20 protein-coding genes and 2 CRISPR repeat arrays are annotated in these 17,781 nt (G+C 31.8%); of the genes, 12 read left to right on the top strand and 8 right to left on the bottom strand.

Going from position 1 to position 17,781, the window contains the following annotated elements; translation table 11 throughout:
- The first annotated feature begins 10 nt into the window (after positions 1-10).
- Positions 11-640: an METTL5 family protein gene (locus MFS40622_RS07760; protein WP_012981118.1), complete on the top strand. Its 630-nt coding sequence runs from the start codon at positions 11-13 to the stop codon at positions 638-640.
- A 444-nt stretch (positions 641-1,084) separates the two neighbouring features.
- A CRISPR array of direct repeats spans positions 1,085-2,491; the repeat unit is 30 nt; unit sequence GTTAAAATAAGACCGATTCGGTATGGAAAC.
- Positions 2,492-2,524: 33 nt separating this feature from the next.
- Here the strand turns inward: MFS40622_RS07760 and MFS40622_RS07765 are convergent.
- The 3 genes from MFS40622_RS07765 to MFS40622_RS07775 form a co-directional block, all read right to left on the bottom strand.
- Positions 2,525-2,965, bottom strand: a complete 441-nt coding sequence (locus tag MFS40622_RS07765; protein WP_012981119.1) for a hypothetical protein — start codon at positions 2,963-2,965, stop codon at positions 2,525-2,527.
- 220 nt (positions 2,966-3,185) lie between these two features.
- Complete coding sequence (gene feoB / locus MFS40622_RS07770) at positions 3,186-5,192, bottom strand: ferrous iron transport protein B (RefSeq protein ID WP_012981120.1); 2,007 nt, start codon at positions 5,190-5,192, stop codon at positions 3,186-3,188.
- Complete coding sequence (locus tag MFS40622_RS07775; RefSeq protein WP_012981121.1) at positions 5,179-5,427, bottom strand: ferrous iron transport protein A; 249 nt, start codon at positions 5,425-5,427, stop codon at positions 5,179-5,181. The genes feoB and MFS40622_RS07775 overlap by 14 nt, the downstream gene beginning before the upstream one ends.
- Before the next feature lie 104 nt (positions 5,428-5,531).
- Between MFS40622_RS07775 and MFS40622_RS07780 the strand changes: the two genes are divergently transcribed.
- Positions 5,532-5,909, top strand: a complete 378-nt coding sequence (locus MFS40622_RS07780) for a metal-dependent transcriptional regulator (RefSeq protein ID WP_012981122.1) — start codon at positions 5,532-5,534, stop codon at positions 5,907-5,909.
- On the opposite strand, the gene hemC is transcribed toward MFS40622_RS07780, so the two are convergent.
- Entirely contained in the window at positions 5,906-6,784 is an 879-nt protein-coding gene (hemC, locus tag MFS40622_RS07785) for a hydroxymethylbilane synthase (protein ID WP_012981123.1), read from the bottom strand. The genes MFS40622_RS07780 and hemC overlap by 4 nt on opposite strands.
- A 9-nt stretch (positions 6,785-6,793) precedes the next feature.
- The gene (locus MFS40622_RS07790; RefSeq protein WP_012981124.1) at positions 6,794-7,465 is read right to left on the bottom strand and encodes a TIGR00289 family protein; all 672 of its coding nucleotides are present in this window, start codon (positions 7,463-7,465) and stop codon (positions 6,794-6,796) included.
- A 480-nt stretch (positions 7,466-7,945) separates the two neighbouring features.
- Positions 7,946-8,330: direct repeats of the CRISPR family, unit length 31 nt; unit sequence GTTAAAATCAGACCTCTTAGAGGATGGAAAC.
- Positions 8,331-8,633: 303 nt separating this feature from the next.
- On the opposite strand from MFS40622_RS07790, the gene MFS40622_RS07795 reads away from it, so the two are divergent.
- The 8 genes from MFS40622_RS07795 to MFS40622_RS07830 all read left to right on the top strand — a co-directional run bounded on the left by MFS40622_RS07795 (position 8,634) and on the right by MFS40622_RS07830 (position 15,180).
- On the top strand, positions 8,634-10,052 hold the full coding sequence (locus MFS40622_RS07795; RefSeq protein WP_012981125.1) for an aspartate kinase: 1,419 nt from the start codon (positions 8,634-8,636) through the stop codon (positions 10,050-10,052).
- Between the two features lie 29 nt (positions 10,053-10,081).
- A complete protein-coding gene (locus MFS40622_RS07800; RefSeq protein WP_012981126.1) occupies positions 10,082-10,342 on the top strand; it encodes a tetratricopeptide repeat protein in 261 nt (86 codons plus the stop codon).
- A gap of 141 nt (positions 10,343-10,483) precedes the next feature.
- Entirely contained in the window at positions 10,484-11,056 is a 573-nt protein-coding gene (locus MFS40622_RS07805) for an OsmC family protein (RefSeq protein ID WP_012981127.1), read from the top strand.
- A 99-nt stretch (positions 11,057-11,155) separates the two neighbouring features.
- Complete coding sequence (locus MFS40622_RS07810) at positions 11,156-12,559, top strand: radical SAM/SPASM domain-containing protein (RefSeq protein WP_012981128.1); 1,404 nt, start codon at positions 11,156-11,158, stop codon at positions 12,557-12,559.
- A 24-nt stretch (positions 12,560-12,583) separates the two neighbouring features.
- Complete coding sequence (locus MFS40622_RS07815; RefSeq protein ID WP_012981129.1) at positions 12,584-12,853, top strand: PLD nuclease N-terminal domain-containing protein; 270 nt, start codon at positions 12,584-12,586, stop codon at positions 12,851-12,853.
- A complete protein-coding gene (locus MFS40622_RS07820) occupies positions 12,828-13,517 on the top strand; it encodes a DUF166 domain-containing protein (RefSeq protein ID WP_012981130.1) in 690 nt (229 codons plus the stop codon). The genes MFS40622_RS07815 and MFS40622_RS07820 overlap by 26 nt, the downstream gene beginning before the upstream one ends.
- 115 nt (positions 13,518-13,632) lie before the next feature.
- On the top strand, positions 13,633-14,676 hold the full coding sequence (tdt, locus tag MFS40622_RS07825) for a tellurite-resistance/dicarboxylate transporter (protein ID WP_012981131.1): 1,044 nt from the start codon (positions 13,633-13,635) through the stop codon (positions 14,674-14,676).
- A 21-nt stretch (positions 14,677-14,697) separates the two neighbouring features.
- Positions 14,698-15,180, top strand: a complete 483-nt coding sequence (locus MFS40622_RS07830; RefSeq protein WP_012981132.1) for a universal stress protein — start codon at positions 14,698-14,700, stop codon at positions 15,178-15,180.
- Here the strand turns inward: MFS40622_RS07830 and MFS40622_RS07835 are convergent.
- The 3 genes from MFS40622_RS07835 to MFS40622_RS07845 are packed head-to-tail and all read right to left on the bottom strand — an operon-like array spanning position 15,173 to position 17,115.
- Positions 15,173-15,982: a P-loop NTPase gene (locus MFS40622_RS07835; RefSeq protein ID WP_012981133.1), complete on the bottom strand. Its 810-nt coding sequence runs from the start codon at positions 15,980-15,982 to the stop codon at positions 15,173-15,175. The two genes, MFS40622_RS07830 and MFS40622_RS07835, sit on opposite strands and share 8 nt — an antisense overlap.
- A gap of 1 nt (position 15,983) precedes the next feature.
- Positions 15,984-16,781, bottom strand: a complete 798-nt coding sequence (locus tag MFS40622_RS07840) for a P-loop NTPase (protein ID WP_012981134.1) — start codon at positions 16,779-16,781, stop codon at positions 15,984-15,986.
- Between the two features lie 4 nt (positions 16,782-16,785).
- Positions 16,786-17,115: a NifB/NifX family molybdenum-iron cluster-binding protein gene (locus MFS40622_RS07845; protein ID WP_012981135.1), complete on the bottom strand. Its 330-nt coding sequence runs from the start codon at positions 17,113-17,115 to the stop codon at positions 16,786-16,788.
- A gap of 171 nt (positions 17,116-17,286) precedes the next feature.
- Here MFS40622_RS07845 and MFS40622_RS07850 point away from each other — a divergent pair, with 171 nt between their 5' ends.
- The gene (locus MFS40622_RS07850; protein WP_012981136.1) at positions 17,287-17,544 is read left to right on the top strand and encodes an MTH895/ArsE family thioredoxin-like protein; all 258 of its coding nucleotides are present in this window, start codon (positions 17,287-17,289) and stop codon (positions 17,542-17,544) included.
- A 62-nt stretch (positions 17,545-17,606) separates the two neighbouring features.
- Positions 17,607-17,780, top strand: coding sequence for a hypothetical protein (locus MFS40622_RS09620; protein ID WP_012981137.1), 174 nt, complete (start codon positions 17,607-17,609; stop codon positions 17,778-17,780).
- Position 17,781: the final 1 nt, after the last annotated feature.

Raw genomic sequence — 17,781 nt, forward strand, 5'->3', positions numbered from 1 at the left:
GGGTGGATATATGATAAAGAAAAAGCATTTAGAAATGATATTGGACTCTTTAAAAAGACATCCAAGCCCAAAAGTTGATTTAGAGCAATACACAATAGATGGAAAATTGGCATCTGACATATTATTTTTTGCTGTAAATGATTTTTATAACAATGTTGTTATCGATTTAGGTTGCGGAACTGGAAGATTAGCTATAGGTAGCAAACTTTTAGGGGCTAAAAGGGCTATTGGTATAGATATCGATAGGGAGAGCATTGAGGCAGCGAAAGAAAACGCTAAAAAGCTAAATGTTGATGTTGATTTTTATTGCATGGATGTTAGGGATGTTGATGATGAGTTTTTAAATAAAGTGCTTGGAGAGGATAGAGATTTAAAGAGAGTTGTTATTCAAAATCCTCCATTTGGAGCTCAGAAAAAACACGCTGATAGGTTGTTTTTGGATAAAGCTTTGGAAATTGGGGATGTAATTTACACTATTCATAATTATCCAACTAAAGATTTTGTTATGAAGTATGTTGAAGATAAAGGAGGTAAAATAACCCATATCTATGAGGCGTTTTTTAGAATTCCTGCAATATATGAGTTTCATAAAAAAAGGGCTGTAGATGTCCCAGTAGTTGTTTTTAGAATAGAGAAATAAGATGAGAACAAAATATTTATATATGAGTTTGTCGATATTTTTTGATTGAGATGTTTTTAGGTGTTTATTATATTGTTGTGTTTGTCTCGTTGAATAGGCTTGGAATCTGATAAGGGTAATAATTATTGTTTATTATCTTGTTTAGAGGATTTAAATTTAATTTCTAATGGTCTGTTGGTTTAATCATTTGGAATATTTAGGTTTATTAAATTATTTAGATTTTTAGAAGTTAAGATTAGATAGTAAGTCAAATAAAATTTCTCCAACTAATAAGTTAAATCTTCAAATTTAGAAAGATAAGAATACTCAATTTAACTAAAAGAGAAAGATTTAAATATCAGGGGGTTTATAAATAAAGACAGTTATCTATACTTAGAAAAATATAGTGTCGAAAAGTATATATATTAGAAGAATAATAAAAAATAGGTTGAGAATGATTGCCCTGTTAAAATAAGACCGATTCGGTATGGAAACCTTTTAATTTCTCCATCAACTCTTCTCCACATTCTTGTTAAAATAAGACCGATTCGGTATGGAAACTGTTATCCCTCAATCCCAATATCTGGACAAAGGAGTATATAAGTTAAAATAAGACCGATTCGGTATGGAAACGAGTTCATAGGACCATGAGGGGGGCAACTCCTTGGGCAGTTAAAATAAGACCGATTCGGTATGGAAACTGTATATCATAATTACAATTCCAATAATCACAGATGAAATTAGGTTAAAATAAGACCGATTCGGTATGGAAACTTTCACTCAATAAACTATCTATCTGTATTGCAATCTCCATATCATCGTTAAAATAAGACCGATTCGGTATGGAAACCTACTTCTTAACCTTGAGCTGAAGCTTCTATGTCTGGTTAAAATAAGACCGATTCGGTATGGAAACACGATTGTGTGTAATGAACTAAATTGCAATTACAACAAGTTAAAATAAGACCGATTCGGTATGGAAACACATACTCTAAGAGATTCTCTAAGTCATTGTGATAGTTAAAATAAGACCGATTCGGTATGGAAACATTTTCACACAATATAAGCAGTTCTTTCATTTCTTGTTAAAATAAGACCGATTCGGTATGGAAACGTTTTTACATCGATACAAGTAAGGTCTGAATTATCGTTAAAATAAGACCGATTCGGTATGGAAACTAAATCTTGTCAGCTCCTTTTAACTTTACATTTAAATCAGTAGTTAAAATAAGACCGATTCGGTATGGAAACTCCACTTCTTTCTTAACAGTAATAGAAGGTTTAAGTTAAAATAAGACCGATTCGGTATGGAAACCTCCTTTGTCATTTATTACTCTAATTGTTCCTTTATGGTGTTAAAATAAGACCGATTCGGTATGGAAACAAAAAAACAGATTACATCGTTCAAGAAATCATCAAATCTTAGTTAAAATAAGACCGATTCGGTATGGAAACTATTATTATGATGATAAATACACAATAAACTTGGACAGCTCGTTAAAATAAGACCGATTCGGTATGGAAACTTTTGTTGAAACTCAACAACACTTAAATATTTTGGTCTGTTAAAATAAGACCGATTCGGTATGGAAACCTGCCAATGCCTATGCCTCAAATACCTATGCCACAGAGTTAAAATAAGACCGATTCGGTATGGAAACGTATCAATGACGACTCTCATTTCTCCTTCTTCTGCAGTTGCTGTTAAAATAAGACCGATTCGGTATGGAAACATATTATTAGTTTTTGCCTTTGGTGGTTTAAAATTAGTTAAAATCAGACCTCTTAGAGGATGGAAACCTGGTAAATGCTTTTCTATAAACTTTATGATGTCTACAAATTGTTAAAATCAGACCTCTTGGAGGATGGAAATAGAGCATTAAACACTAAAAAAGAAGATTATATTCATGTAGAAGAAGAGATAACTTTAGCTATTTTGTATGGAATTATCGCAAGTAATCCCAACACCAAATATATTGTTATGTCATTAAAAACGCTCCAATCTGCCCAATCCTCAAATCCTAATAAAAACCCAATGGCATCAGATATTAAAATCAAAAAGGCAATAATCCCAATACCTAAACCAATAATAGAAGCAGTAAATAGATAAGAAATTGCCTTTATATCATTATCCACCGCCTTTTTTACTCCTAAGATATATGCTACTCCAACAGCCAATAAAGCCAATCCTCCAAATGCATCTCCCAAAAATAATGGCAATTTAATTTTAACTCCCAATATTGAGTAAAATCCAAGTATTATTTCAACAATTCCAGAAACTGCAAATAACAGTCCAAATATCAAAGATAAAGAAATTACGGTATTCCTTATATTCTTTATATCCATACTTAATCACCATAATTGTCGCTAAGGAAACTCCAAGCTTTAGCTCGGAGATTGGAAGGTAAGTAAGCATAATTTTTATAGTTCGATAGTGTATAATTCTTATTTGAGGCTGTCTGACCCAGCCCGATGAGCTGAACCTGCCTTGTGACCCATCGGTGACGATGGGTAGTAGGGTGTTCCCAGTGGGAACCTCCGCCCTTTAGGGTGGAGAGGAGGTCAGCTAAAACAATAGATTTCCAACAATAGAGATTATTAAAGCTACAATATAAGCTAATGTCATTTCATAAACTACCGCAAACAACGCCCATTTCCATCCAATCTCTTGTTTTATAACTGCCAATGTTGCTATGCACGGAAGATAAATTAAAGAGAATGCCATAAACGCATAGGCAGATACTGGAGAGAATGCATGGGCAATAATGGATGAGAGATTTTCCTCTCCAGCTCCATACAACATTGCCAAGCTTCCAACAACAACCTCTTTAGCTATAATCCCAAACACCAAAGCTGAACAAGCTCTCCAATCCCAACCCATTGGAGAAAATAATGGAACTAAAGTTTTTCCAATAACTGCAACCCATGAATTGGCTATTAACTGAGGATTTTCAAATACTCCATCTCCTAAATATCCTGAAGGCCCATAAACTGACAAAACCCAAACTAATATAACTCCAAATACAATAATTGTCCCCGCTTTTCTTAAAAAGTCATATACTCTCTCCCAAGTATTTTTTAGAACTACATTTAGATGTGGAATATGATAAGGAGGAAGTTCAACAATTAAGTATGAAGGAGATGTTTTAAAAACCAACTTTCTAAATAGAAGTGCTGTAATTAAAGCCAAAACAACTCCAAGGGCATACATGCTTATAATCACAACCCCTTGATATTCTGGAAATAAAGCCCCAGCAAATAGTGCGTAGATTGGCAGTCGTGCAGAACATGACACTAAAGGATTTATTAATATGGTTAAAATCCTATCTTTCTCATCTTCTATTGTTCTTGTAGCCATTATCGCTGGAACATTGCATCCAAAACCCATAACTAATGGAATAACTGCCTTTCCAGGCAAACCAAATTTATTCATTATCCTATCTGTTATAAATGGAATCCTTGCCATGTATCCACTGTCCTCTAAGAAGGATATGGCAAAGAACAAAAATGCCAATATTGGGAAAAACACTAATACTGCCCCAACACCAGAGATAACTCCATCAGCCAACAATGATGCAATAAATTTATTGGATATAGATGATTTTATAATCTCTGACAAAAATCCAAAGAAATATTCTATCATAGCTGAAAATGGCTTTGAAACATCGAATGTAAATTTAAATAACATCCATAAAAATGGAATTATCAGTAAAGTTCCTACTTTTTCATCTGTTAAAACATCATCGAGCATTTCAGTAGTTGTTAATTTTCCAGCCCTCCTTTTAACGACTTCTTTAACAATTTTATCAATAACCTTATATCTCTCTTCAACTATTCCCAATTCTGCCTCTCCATATTTTTTTGACAACTCTTTTATAATATTATCTAACACTGGTTTTAACTCATTCCAAACTTTGCTATTTTTTACAATCTCCTCTACATATTTATCATTCTCAAGGAGCTTTATAGCTAAATATCTCAGATTGTAATTCTTTAAATTATCATCTTTCTGTAAAATAGAGGTTATTTTTTTAATGTAAGGTTCAAAGTTTGGGTATTTGATTTCAGCTATCTTTTTATCTTTTACTGCTGTAGATATGGCTTTTTTTAAATCTTCAATACCTATCTTTTTAACTGCAGATAATGGAACAACTTTAACTCCTAAAATCTTCTCTAATTTATCTACATCAATCTCTATTCCTAAACTCTTAGCTAAATCCATTTTATTTAAAGCTAACAATAAATTAGCCCCCATCTCCATTAATTGTAAAGTTAGGTATAAATTCCTCTCTAAGGCGGTGGCATCAACAATATTAACAACTAAGTCAGGTTTTTCATTTATTATGTAATCCCTCGCAATAATTTCATCAATAGAATTGGCTGTTAAGCTATAAACTCCAGGTAAATCAACAACTTTAAATTTCTCTCCGTTATATTCAAATTCTCCCTCTTTTTTCTCTACAGTTACCCCAGCCCAATTTCCAATATACACATTTTCTCCAGTTAAAGCGTTAAATATGGTAGATTTACCGACATTTGGGTTACCAATTAAAGCTATTTCATAGCTTTTCATCATCTCCCTCGTCTCTACAATCCTCTACCATTATTTTCATCGCTAAACCTCTCCCTATTGCTATATTGCTTCCCTTAGTAGATATAATCACTGGGCCGTTTTGGTTTCTTACAACTGTTAATTTAGCTCCAATATTTAAACCCATACTTGATAATCTCTGTACAGCTCCATAACCTGCATTAATTCCTTTTATAACTACTTTCTGCCCTTCTTTTGCAAACGCTAATGGATACATGGTATCACAACATTTATATATGATTAAATGATTTAACTATAGTTAAAACTTTTAACCGTAGTTAAATAATAATATGCAAAGTATAAAAACTTTTCGGTGGCACCATGTCCCAGAGTGTTGAAGATTACTTAGAGAGGATTTATCTATTTATAAGAGAAAATAACAGGCCAATAAAAACGACTGAACTGGCTAAGTTGTTGAATATAAAGCCATCTGCTGTTACAAACATGGCAAAAAAATTGCATAGATTGGGTTATGTTAATTATGAGCCATACATTGGGATAACATTAACTGAAAAAGGAATTGAAGAGGCTAAAAAGATATTGGACAAACATAAAACAATTAAAATATTTTTGGTGGAGTTCTTGGGATTAGATGAAAAAACTGCATCTGAAGAGGCGTGTAAGTTGGAGCATGCATTATCAGATGAAATATTAGAAAGATTAAAAATTTTCATGAAAAAATTTAAAGATAAAATTTAATTTTTTAACTTCATACCAATCTTTTTTCCTAATTCAATGGCTTTATCAATCTCGTCTATTTTACATTTAATCTCTCCAGAAGCACTTTTTAGCTCATCGTTGATGACAACACCCGCATCTAATTTTAATATTTCATTTTTTTCGTCATAAACAGCCAAAGCTCCAAATGGGACACTACAACCTCCTCCAAATTCATTTAATGCAGCTCTTTCACATAAACTCTCTAAGTAAGTTTTTTCATGATTAATTTCTTTTAAGATATCCTTCATCTCCTCGTCATCTCTTTTGCAAGCAACGGCAATAATTCCCTGAGCTGGGGCTGGAAGAATGTTTAACCTTTTATAGTTAAAATCATCTAAATTAATTCCCAATCTTATTATTCCAGCTTCAGATAAAACAATGGCGTCATAAAGATTTTCTTTTAATTTTCTTAATCTTGTATCTACATTCCCTCTCAACAACTCAAATTTTGCATTTGGATAAAGGAATTTTAAAAAAGCCCTCCTCCTTAAACTTGAAGTACCTATAACTATTTTGCTATTTTCATCAAAATCTACATCTTTATTCCATATCAACAAATCATAATAGCTGTCTCTTTCCAAAACAGCTCCAACCATCAAATTTTCGTTCCAAATAGTTGGGATGTCTTTTAAGCTATGCACTGCTATATCAATTTCATTATTAAGCATAGCCAAATCCAACTCTTTTGTAAAAACTCCAATACCAATATCTGAAAGCTTTTTATCTAAAACCCTATCTCCAGTAGTTTTGATTATCTTTATTTTGACATCATAACCGAGATTTTTTAATAGTTCAGCCACTTTATTTGCCTGATACAGAGCTAACTTACTACCTCTTGTTCCTATAGTAATCATAGTCCCCCTTTATTCTTTATCAACTAATCTTGCCTTCTTTATATGGTAAATTCCCCAAGTCTCGTGCCATTCTATTTCAGCATCAACAACCTCTATCCTCTTTTTAAACACTGGAGAATCAAAAACGAATGTTTCAGCTTCTCCACCTTCAAATGCCTTGTGTATTCCATACTTTTCACAGATGTTTAATAATTTGTCAATATTTTCTTTGGTTATTCTTTTTCCTAACCATTCTTTACCTAATCCATAGGCATAGACCCCAACAATTCTCACATCAAAAAGCTCACTCACAGTTCTTAAAATCCACTCTGGGTCTTTGTGCCATAGTGGGGCAAAGGATTTTAATCCCAGTTCCTCACAAACTCTGTCAATTCTTGATTTTTGATAAACGCTTGCCACAGCTCCTGTTACAATCCCATCAACATCCAATTTTTCGAGTCCTTTTTTTAAATCTTCAACTTCTTTCTCTTTTTCTCCTTTTGTGTATAGTTTTATTAAAGGGATGCCAACTGCCTCAGCACTCAACTCGGTTAAATGGACATTTGGGATGTGAAACATATAACTTTCTTTGTTCTCACTCTCAACATTTACAAGGTATTTTACATCAAACCCCTCTTTTAATGCCCAATATAATGCATAGTTTGAATCTTTCCCTCCAGAATACAAAACAGCGACTCTCATATAATCACCGTGGTGAATTTAATCAACATAAAAATTATGGAGTAAAGTATATATTTTTGTTGCTATAATTTTATTTTAAGGTTGAGATTATTGTAGTAGTTTATTGTAGTGTTGTGGTTGTCTCGTTGGATGTGTTTGAAATTTAATAAAGGTAATAATTATTTAGTATTTGTTAATTTAGAGGGTTTTTATTTGATTTCTAAGGGTTTGTAAGTTTGATTATTTGGAATATTTAGGTTCATTAAATTATTTAGATTTTTAAAAATTAAGATTGAATAGTAAGTTAAATGGGATTCCTCTAACTAATAAGTTAAATTTTCAAATTTAGAAAAATAAGAATACTCAATTTGATTAAAAGGGAAAGATTTAAATATCAGAAGGTTTATAAATAAAAGGTGTCATCTATACTTGAAAAAATATGGTTCCGAAAAGCTTAAATATTAGAAGAGTGATTAAAATTATATTGTCGATGATTGCCCTGTTAAAATCAGACCTCTTAGAGGATGGAAACATGTAGTGATAAAGAAAGTCCATGACAAAGACGTTATCAAGTTAAAATCAGACCTCTTAGAGGATGGAAACTTTCTGACAAGTTAGCAAGTATCGGGAGTAAGTCCATGGTTAAAATCAGACCTCTTAGAGGATGGAAACACACACTACTAAACTTGTTTATATCTGTTGTAAGTGTTAAAAATAGTTAAAATCAGACCTCTTGGAGGATGGAAACTTAGTTGTAATATAATATTTTTCAATGTTGCAATTGTAGTTAAAATCAGACCTCTTGGAGGATGGAAACTAAAATAACAGATGATTTAACTAAAGTAGTAAATGAAAGTTAAAATCAGACCTCTTAGAGGTTTATTCTCTTTTTAAACCCTTAAAATCAAAAGTAAAAGAGATATTTTTATCTCTTACTTAGTAATACTCACACATCTAAATATACAACAAACTATTTAAATTAGTAATACCAAAAGAGAAAAAATCCCGAGAAAATTTTTCAACTAGTATTAAAAATTATTACATAAATTGAATAAGATTTTATAATCTTCAAATGCATAAATTAATAAAACTTCACTTCCTAATAAAGAAAAATTTTAAATATATATGGTTTAAAATTTGGGTGTGGTTAATCTTATCAATCACAAATAAATTTTTTTGGTGTTAAATTATGGTAACTGTAATGAAGTTTGGAGGAACTTCTGTTGGTTCTGGAGAAAGAATTAGGCATGTTGCAAAGATAGTAGTGAATAGAAAAAAAGAGGATGATGTTGTTGTTGTAGTTTCAGCGATGAGTGAGGTAACAAATGCTTTAGTAGATATTTCCCAACAGGCATTAGATGTTAGAGATATAGCAAAGGTAGGAGATTTTATAAAATTCATCAAAGAGAAACACTATAAAGCTATAGAAGAAGCTATAAAATCTGAAGAAATTAAAGAAGAAGTTAAAAAAATAATTGACAGCAGAATTGAAGAATTAGAGAAAGTTTTAATTGGTGTTGCTTATTTAGGAGAGCTAACACCAAAATCAAGAGACTACATCTTATCATTTGGAGAGAGGTTGTCTTCCCCAATATTAAGTGGAGCTATTAGAGATTTGGGAGAAAAATCTATTGCCTTAGAAGGAGGAGAGGCAGGGATAATAACAGATAATAACTTTGGTAGTGCAAGAGTTAAAAGATTAGAGGTTAAAGAAAGATTGTTACCATTATTAAAAGAAGGGATTATTCCAGTAGTTACTGGCTTTATAGGAACCACTGAAGAGGGCTATATAACAACCTTAGGTAGAGGAGGAAGTGATTACTCAGCCGCTTTAATTGGTTATGGTTTGGATGCCAATATTATTGAGATTTGGACTGATGTTTCTGGAGTTTATACAACAGACCCAAGATTAGTGCCAACAGCCAAGAGAATTCCAAAACTTAGCTATATAGAGGCAATGGAATTGGCATACTTTGGAGCTAAGGTTTTACATCCAAGAACTATAGAGCCAGCTATGGAAAAGGGCATTCCAATATTGGTAAAAAACACATTTGAGCCAGAAAATGAAGGAACTTTAATAACCAACGATATGGAAATGAGTGATAGCATTGTTAAAGCAATATCTACAATAAAAAATGTTGCTTTAATAAACATATTTGGGGCTGGAATGGTTGGAGTTAGCGGAACAGCGGCAAGAATATTCAAAGCCTTAGGAGAAGAGGATGTTAATGTAATCTTAATAAGTCAGGGTTCCTCTGAAACAAATATATCCCTTGTTGTTAGTGAGGAAGATGTTGATAAAGCATTAAAAGCATTAAAGAGAGAGTTTGGAGATTTTGGAAAGAAGAGTTTTTTAAACAATAACTTAATTAGGGATGTGAGTATAGATAAAGATGTTTGTGTTATTTCAGTTGTAGGGGCTGGAATGAGAGGGGCTAAAGGCATAGCTGGGAAGATATTTACAGTAGTATCTGAAAGTGGGGCAAATATAAAGATGATAGCTCAGGGTTCTTCTGAGGTAAATATATCCTTTGTTATTGATGAGAAGGATTTGCTAAACTGTGTAAGGAAGTTACATGAGAAGTTTATTGAAAAAACTAACAACTAATTTTTTATTTTAATTTTTAAGGTGTTAATATGGATGAGAATATTAAAAAGGCAGAGTATTATTATAAAAAAGGAGTTGAAATTGGAAATAAAGGAGATGTAGAAAAGGCTTTAGAATATTTTAACAAAGCAATAGAATTAAATCCATTTTATAGAGATGCTTGGTTTAATAAAGCTTTGGCTTTGAGAATTTTGGGAAGATATGATGAAGCGAGAGAATGCTTTTTTAGAGGTTTAGCGGTTGAAAAATACCTAGCATGTAAAAAACAAAATATTAATGATGAAAAATAAACAGCTAATCATCATAATTTTTAAAATTCCATTAATACATTCAAATCTTTTTTAAAAATATTAAAATGCATCAATTAATCGGAAGGTATAAATATTTGTTTAAATATTTTTACTCATAAGGGTCAAATAGAGAGGTGGAGTATGAACCCAGAAATGATTATGGAAATGATGAATTCAGATATTACCAAGGAAATGGCTCCAAAAATGATGCCAAAGATGATGCCTTTAGCTTTGGAAAAGTTTTTGCAATATATCCCTGAAAATGAGAGAAAAGAGTTTATAGCAAAGATAGTTGATATAATTGTTAGTAAAGATGAGAAAAAAGAAATTTCTGCTGAATACTTAGACATGTTTGAAGCAATGTTAAATGTTAAAGGTTTAGAAATTCACTCAAGAGGTGGAAAAGGAGCTGTAAAAGAAAAAATATCTCCAATGGATTTATTTTTAGCAGGACTTTGTGGATGTATTTGCATAGCCGTTGGTAACACTTTAAAAGCTAACAACATAGATGCTGATATAAAGGTTGATGGGAAGGTTGAGAAATCATTTGAAGAAGGGAAAATAAAAAAAGTAATTATAAACATCTATGCGAAGGTTAAAGATTCAGACAAATCAGAAGAAGAGTTAAGAGAACTAATTTTAGAAGGTTCTAAAAAATGTTTAATTAGCAACTCTATAAGCTGTGAGATTGAGAAAAATGTTATCTTTGAATAAGTAATAACTTATATATATAACCCCTAACATATTTTAATATATATGCCCCAACCTTAAAAAATCTTTGTGTTATTTTTTGTCAATATTTTTGGTGGTATTATGAAAGCCGAGGATATGGCATTAATATTTTCAAAATTGATACTAAATCCTATTATAAGAAGCCAAATATTAGACCTTTTTAAAAAGGATGAAAATGGAAAACTAATAATTGAAAATTATATAGATGCTTACATAAAGGGGGAGGATATAAACTCAGTAAAATACAAAATATTAAAGAATATTTTAGAAAAAGGTCTTAAAACCTTTGCTGGAGATAATTATGAAAGTGCATTTAAAGAATATTTAAAAGATTCATACTTTAAGAAAGGATTGATAAGTGTCGTAAGAGGATTAGGTTATTTTGGAGTAAGAAAGCCATTTGTTTCTGGTTCTCCATTTTTAGTTGTATGGGATGTAACCTACAGGTGTAATTTAAGGTGCAAGCATTGTTATGCAAATGCAGGGAAACCTTTAGAAGATGAATTAAACACAGAAGAAGCAAAGAAAGTAGTTGATATATTGGGAAATGCTGGAGTTGTAGCTTTAGCATTTTCTGGAGGAGAACCATTGATGAGAAAAGATTTATTTGAATTAATAGATAGAGTAAAAGATTACGATATGCAAGTTTCCATAGCAACGAATGGAACACTACTAACAAAAGAAAATGTTAGGAAGTTAAAGGAGCATAATGTGGATTTTATACAGATAAGTTTAGATGGATTAAAGGAAACTCATGAGAGATTTAGAGGAATAAAAGGAATTTATGAAAAGGTAGTTGAAGGAATAAGAAACGTTGTTGAGGAAAATATATGCTGTGCAATTGCAACGACTGCAACGAAATTAAATTATAAAGATGTCCCAAAAGTTATGGATTTCGCTGAAAAACTTGGAGTTAATTATTTCATGCTCTACAACTATATTCCAGTTGGTGCTGGAGATTATGATATTGATTTATCCCCTGAAGAAAGAGAAGAGTTATTAAACATGCTATGGGAAAAATTAAACAATGAAACAGGAAAAAAATGTAAAACAGCATTTTTATCAACGGCTCCATATTATTCAAGAACAGCATTAGAGCATAATAAACACTACCTTGCAACACACTTTGCAAATGTTGATTTAGATGGAAATGAGCATTTAAAAAGCTTAGCAAATTTCATTGGAGGTTGTGGATGTGGAAGATTCTATTTAAGTTTAAGGGCTAATGGAGATATCCAACCATGTGTGTTCTTCCCATTAAAATTAGGAAATATGAGAGAATTTAAGGACGAAAATGACTTTTTAAACTTTTGGAGGGAAAATAAAGTATTAAATGATTTAAGAGACAGAGATAAAATAGAAATATGTGGAAAATGCCAATATAAATATGTATGTGGAGGTTGTAGGGCAAGGGCATATTCTTACTATAAGGATTATCTAAGGGAAGACCCTGGATGTATTTTAACTAAAAAACTATCATCATAGGAGAGATAATAATGAGGGATTTTTATGTGGTTTATGCCAATGGGCTTTGGAATGATGGGATTTCCAATTTTTATGGGATTATTCTTTATTATAGGGATAGCAATTTTTATAATAATCATTATTGCCATTATAGATATTTTAAAGAGAGATGACTTAGATACTCTTGAAAAAATCTTATGGGTATTGGTTGTTTGGTTTTTAGGAATAATTGGAGCAATAATTTATTATTTACTGTCAAAAAGAAACTCCAAAGGAAAAGGAGATAACAATGGCAAGGATACTGGTAGTAACTGATGGGGCTTATGGATATAGGATTAAAGGAACTGTAAACTCCTTTGGAAAGAAAAATAGATTTATCGGAATCTATAAAATTGATAGACCAGATGATTTGATAGTTGATGATATAGAGTTTCCAGAAGAGTTACTAAAGAAGATTAAAGAGGCAGATATTTTATTGCTCTATACCCAACATCCAGATAACACTTATTATCTTTGCTATGAGGCAAGAAAATTAAATAAAGATATAGCTATAATCGTTGCTACATGGAGTGGAGAGGGAGAGAAGAAAGAGCTAAAGAAGTTTGATGCAATTTGTCCAGAAGAGATGTGTTTGTTGGATGAAAATGAGGTTGGAAACTTAATAAATAAATATCCAAAATTAAAGGAGTTTTTAGAGGAGTTTGGGACACCAAAGGTTAAAGTTTATGTTAAAGATAACAAGGTTGTAGATGTTGAGGTTTTAAGAACGTCTATCTGTGGTTCAACCCTATTTATGGCTAAGTTGATGAAGGGGATGGAAGTTAATGATATTGAGGATTTTGCCAAAAAATCTGCTATGCTAATACAAAGGTATCCATGTGTTGCTGGAAAGATAAAACTTTTTAGAGGAGATTGTAAAAAGCAAAAAGCTTTAAATATACACAAAGATGCTATCCTAGAAGGAATAACATTTATTTAAATATTTAATTTTTTTTTAAAAGTATTAAAATACATCAATTAATCGAAAGGTATAAATATTTGTTACACACTATTTTAACGCATAATGGGAAATTTCTAAAATTGGAGGGAAAAGTATGTTAGATGCATGTGAATCAAAATTAGATGTAATAAAAAACTTCGTCCCTTCATGGTTTGCTGCAGTAATGGGAACTGGAATTTTAGCAGTAGATAGCTTGCTCTATTCAGCTTATTTGCCAATATTAAAAGATGTTGCAGTTGCACTGTTTTATTTTAATGTTTTGTTATTCTTTATCTTCTTAATTCCATGGGTTTTGAGATGGATTATGTTCAAAGATAATGCTTTAGCTGATTTAAAACATCCTGTATTAAGTGCTTTTTATCCAACCATTGCAGTTGGTTGTTTGGTTTTAGGAGCTGATTTTATAAATATAGGGCATAATATGTTTTGGGGAGAGATATTCTGGTCTCTTGGAGCTGTTGGAATGTTTTTGTTCAGTTTGATAGTTCCGTTTTATATGTTTAAGTCAGAAACCATAAAATTAGATCATGTTAATCCGGGTTGGTATATTCCACCGGTTGGTTTGATTGTTATTCCAATAGCTGGGAGTTTGATAATGCCTCATTTGACTGGAATTTGGCATGAATTAACAGTTATAATCAACTACTTCGGTTGGGGGGCCGGATTCTTCTTATACTTGGCATTATTGGCAGTGGTGATTTATAGGTTTATATTACATCATCCTTTACCTTCAGCAATGGCTCCGACTGTATGGATTAACTTAGGACCGATAGGGGCTGGGATTGTTGCTTTGATAAATATGGTTAATAACTCCCCATTCATAACAATAAAAGAGCCGTTTTATATATTTTCTTTTATATTCTGGGGCTTTGGGTTGTGGTGGAGTCTAATGGCTATAATCATGACTCTTTACTATGTTAAAAAACTAAAACTACCCTACGCAATGTCATGGTGGGCATTCATCTTCCCACTGGGAGCTTATGTTGCGTCATCTCATTTAGTTTATAATATATTTAAGTTCCAATTAATAGATTATATAGGATTTGCATTGTATTGGCTGTTATTCTTCTTCTGGGCGATAACCTTAATAAAAACTACAAACAAAGTTTATACTGGAGAGGTGTTTAAAGGGCATTAACAAAATAATGGGTGAAATCCTATGTATAAAAAAATTCTCTACCCAACTGATTTCTCTGAAACTGCTGAGATTGCATTAAAGCATGTTAAAGCATTTAAAACTCTTAAGGCGGAGGAAGTTGTTTTATTGCATGTTATAGATGAGAGAGACATTAAAAAGAAGGATATCTTCTCTCTACTCTTGGGAGTTGCTGGATTAAATAAGTCTGTGGAAGAGTTTGAAAATGAATTAAAAAATAAACTCATTGAAGAGGCAAAGGGTAAAATGGAAAGGATTAAAAAGGAGCTTGAAGATGTTGGCTATAAAGTTAAAGATATCATTGTTGTTGGCATCCCACACGAAGAAATTGTGAAAATAGCTGAAGATGAAGGAGTTGATATAATTATGATGGGTTCTCATGGAAAAACAAACTTAAAAGATATATTGCTTGGTTCAGTTACTGAAAACGTCATTAAAAAGGCAAATAAGCCAGTTTTAGTTGTTAAAAGAAAAATAACTAAATAAATTCTTTTAATTTTTCATAAAGCTCTTTTATTGCTTCTGATACTCTGCTATTACTATCACAAAGCAAGATTTTATTTGCAATCAACTTTGGCACATCAAAATCAAAAGGAATTGAATGGAATATTTTAAATGGATAATTAATAGCGTTCATGCCCTTTTTATTTTCAACAACTAAATATTCAACATCAAAGAAATTCAACGTCTCTATCAACCTTAAACAGTCATTAACACTTGATTTCGTTGGTTCTACTATGCATAAAGCTAAATCAACATCCTTAACTGTTGAAATTAGAGGACATCCAACTCCGGGAGGTCCGTCTATAAGCTCTATCTCTGCTTTATACTTTTTGGCATGCCTTTTTATATGCTCTATAATCTTTCCACTTCCACTCTCACCAATCTCTAACTCCCCCCAGATTAATGGAAATCCAATAAATCCCTCATATATATAGCCACTTTCATGTTTAACTGGCTCTATAGCATTAAACTCACAGATTAACTCACATGCCCCACATCCTTCACACAGTATTGGATTTATTTTAAAATCCTCTATAGCATCAAACTGGCAAATATCTAAGCACTTTCCACATTTTACGCAGTTTTCATTTATCTTGTATAGCTCACGATAGATAACTTCCAATAATTTTTTATCTTTAACATCAAACATTAGGTTAAAATTTGGAGCATCAACATCACAATCCAAAGCTACTATACTAAATTCTTTTGAAAACAACTTAGCAAGAGATGTTGAGATGGAAGATTTTCCAACTCCTCCTTTTCCTGAAATAACTGCTATCTTCATCTTATCCCCAGATAATCCAATTTGCTATCTCTTCTATACAGCCTCTTAAATCATTATACTTTAAAAAGCTCTCTCCTTTACAATAGCATTCAACTATTCTCCTATCGTAAGGAATTTTAAAGTTATAACCAACTTTTAAATCACTAATTCCATATCTATTTAAAACAATCTTGTATGGGATGTTTAGCTTTTCAACAATCTTTATTATTCTCTTTGCATCTGACATGCCAAAGGGTGTAGGTTCTGTAACTATAAGAACTTTATCTGCGTTGATTAATGCCCTCACAACATTACAATGAGTTCCTGCGGCAGTATCTACAATATTAATTTCGCAGTTTTTTGATAATGCATATTTTTTTGTTTCAGTTACAATTTTAGCGGTTTTTCTCTCTCCTAAGTTTGATTTTCCTACAATTAAATAGCCATTATCAAATTTTTTCTCATAGATTTTTCCAATACTCTTCTTTCTAAACGTTATATTGCTGTTTATGCCACAAGCTTTACATCCACTACATAAATCTTCAATAAATATTAGCTTGTCTCCAACTTTTAACAAAGCCCCTTCTTTGCATACATTTTTATAGTTGTAGGTTTTTCCTTCCTCTATATTTGGAATTTCAATAAAAACTTCCTTTGCTAAGGATAAATCCTCACTACCTGTTAGATAAGGAAGATTTGGTGTTTCAACATCACAATCTATCAGTGCAGTTTTATAATTCTCAATAAAATAAAAAAACAGATTTGCTGACAAAGTGGATTTTCCAGTCCCTCCCTTACCTCCAGTTACGGCAACAATCATCATCTCACTCAAATTTTTCTAATTTCCCTTCTAAGAACAACTTTATGCACTCATCGATTGATGTTGTATTGCTTTTATAAACCTCAATGCCCAACTGTTTAAACACACTGTAAGCCTTAGGTCCTATATTTTGCACTATAATGGCATTTACTCCCATATTTGCAATTAATGAGGCTGATGTAGTCCCAACTCCATGCATACCTTCTCTTGCAGTGTTCTCAATAATTTCTTTATTTTTTATCTCTCCATTTTCAATCTCTACAATCATAAATTTTTCACATCTTCCAAAGTGTGGAGATAGTTGGTTGTTTTCTATAGGTAGGGCTATTTTCATTAATTTCACCTTGAAGATTTTTGAACCATATAACGCTTATGCGAGAAAATATATAAAGCTTACTAAGGTATCATTTAAATATTTAAATTCTTTTTAAAAATATTAAAATGTATCAATTAATCGAAAATCATAAATATTACCTTTAAAACCTGTAATATTTGGTGAAACCTTATGGTAGTGATAAGAGTTTTCGGAACTGGCTGTCCAAAATGCAATCAAACCTATGAGAATGTTAAAAAAGCTGTAGAGGAGCTTGGTATAGATGCAGAAATTATTAAAGTTACAGATGTGAATGAGATAGCAGAGTGGGTATTTATTACTCCTGGAGTAGCATTTGATGATGTAATAGTCTTTGAAGGAAAAATCCCTTCTGTTGAAGAAATTAAGGAGGAATTACATGTATATTTAAATGAGAAAGATGATGCTTAAAGCACTATATTTTATAAATATTTAAATTAATTAACTTAAATTCATAGATTAATGGTGAGATAATGATAATTTGGAACTTAATCTGCCCAAAGTGTGGAAAGAGAATGAGATTTAAGGTAGATGTCTGCCCATGTATGGCTTCTGAAGTAGAGCTTCCAAACTGCCCAAATTGTGGAGAGAAGATGGTTCATGACTACACTTCATTAAAGGGAAGAAGGAGAATTAGGAGGGAATGAG

It is taken from the genome of Methanocaldococcus sp. FS406-22, from assembly GCF_000025525.1.
Taxonomy (GTDB): domain Archaea; phylum AGJL01; class Methanococci; order Methanococcales; family Methanocaldococcaceae; genus Methanocaldococcus.

Coding starts and splice junctions, on each gene's coding strand:
- MFS40622_RS07760 (WP_012981118.1), top strand. CDS start 11: ATGATAAAGAAAAAGCATTTAGAAATGATATTGGACTCTTTAAAAAGA.
- MFS40622_RS07765 (WP_012981119.1), bottom strand. CDS start 2,965: ATGGATATAAAGAATATAAGGAATACCGTAATTTCTTTATCTTTGATA.
- feoB (WP_012981120.1), bottom strand. CDS start 5,192: ATGAAAAGCTATGAAATAGCTTTAATTGGTAACCCAAATGTCGGTAAA.
- MFS40622_RS07775 (WP_012981121.1), bottom strand. CDS start 5,427: ATGTATCCATTAGCGTTTGCAAAAGAAGGGCAGAAAGTAGTTATAAAA.
- MFS40622_RS07780 (WP_012981122.1), top strand. CDS start 5,532: ATGTCCCAGAGTGTTGAAGATTACTTAGAGAGGATTTATCTATTTATA.
- hemC (WP_012981123.1), bottom strand. CDS start 6,784: ATGATTACTATAGGAACAAGAGGTAGTAAGTTAGCTCTGTATCAGGCA.
- MFS40622_RS07790 (WP_012981124.1), bottom strand. CDS start 7,465: ATGAGAGTCGCTGTTTTGTATTCTGGAGGGAAAGATTCAAACTATGCA.
- MFS40622_RS07795 (WP_012981125.1), top strand. CDS start 8,634: ATGGTAACTGTAATGAAGTTTGGAGGAACTTCTGTTGGTTCTGGAGAA.
- MFS40622_RS07800 (WP_012981126.1), top strand. CDS start 10,082: ATGGATGAGAATATTAAAAAGGCAGAGTATTATTATAAAAAAGGAGTT.
- MFS40622_RS07805 (WP_012981127.1), top strand. CDS start 10,484: ATGAACCCAGAAATGATTATGGAAATGATGAATTCAGATATTACCAAG.
- MFS40622_RS07810 (WP_012981128.1), top strand. CDS start 11,156: ATGAAAGCCGAGGATATGGCATTAATATTTTCAAAATTGATACTAAAT.
- MFS40622_RS07815 (WP_012981129.1), top strand. CDS start 12,584: ATGTGGTTTATGCCAATGGGCTTTGGAATGATGGGATTTCCAATTTTT.
- MFS40622_RS07820 (WP_012981130.1), top strand. CDS start 12,828: ATGGCAAGGATACTGGTAGTAACTGATGGGGCTTATGGATATAGGATT.
- tdt (WP_012981131.1), top strand. CDS start 13,633: ATGTTAGATGCATGTGAATCAAAATTAGATGTAATAAAAAACTTCGTC.
- MFS40622_RS07830 (WP_012981132.1), top strand. CDS start 14,698: ATGTATAAAAAAATTCTCTACCCAACTGATTTCTCTGAAACTGCTGAG.
- MFS40622_RS07835 (WP_012981133.1), bottom strand. CDS start 15,982: ATGAAGATAGCAGTTATTTCAGGAAAAGGAGGAGTTGGAAAATCTTCC.
- MFS40622_RS07840 (WP_012981134.1), bottom strand. CDS start 16,781: ATGATTGTTGCCGTAACTGGAGGTAAGGGAGGGACTGGAAAATCCACT.
- MFS40622_RS07845 (WP_012981135.1), bottom strand. CDS start 17,115: ATGAAAATAGCCCTACCTATAGAAAACAACCAACTATCTCCACACTTT.
- MFS40622_RS07850 (WP_012981136.1), top strand. CDS start 17,287: ATGGTAGTGATAAGAGTTTTCGGAACTGGCTGTCCAAAATGCAATCAA.
- MFS40622_RS09620 (WP_012981137.1), top strand. CDS start 17,607: ATGATAATTTGGAACTTAATCTGCCCAAAGTGTGGAAAGAGAATGAGA.